The organism is Shewanella sp. AS1 (genome assembly GCF_021412565.1).
In the GTDB taxonomy this organism is placed as follows: Bacteria; Pseudomonadota; Gammaproteobacteria; order Enterobacterales; family Shewanellaceae; genus Shewanella.
In genome coordinates, this window is sequence record NZ_JAKCLJ010000148.1 from 1 (window position 1) to 275 (window position 275).

Annotated in this window: 1 rRNA gene; it reads left to right on the forward strand. The window is 54.5% G+C overall.

Features of this window, described 5'->3' with window-relative positions:
- A 16S ribosomal RNA gene (locus tag LZP69_RS16445) occupies positions 1-275 on the forward strand; the annotation flags it as partial.

A 275-nucleotide genomic window follows, 5' to 3' on the forward strand; every position in this document is an offset into this window, starting at 1 on the left:
ACGGCCCAGACTCCTACGGGAGGCAGCAGTGGGGAATATTGCACAATGGGGGAAACCCTGATGCAGCCATGCCGCGTGTGTGAAGAAGGCCTTCGGGTTGTAAAGCACTTTCAGCGAGGAGGAAAGGTTAACGGTTAATACCCGTTAGCTGTGACGTTACTCGCAGAAGAAGCACCGGCTAACTTCGTGCCAGCAGCCGCGGTAATACGAGGGGTGCAAGCGTTAATCGGAATTACTGGGCGTAAAGCGTACGCAGGCGGTTTGTTAAGCGAGAT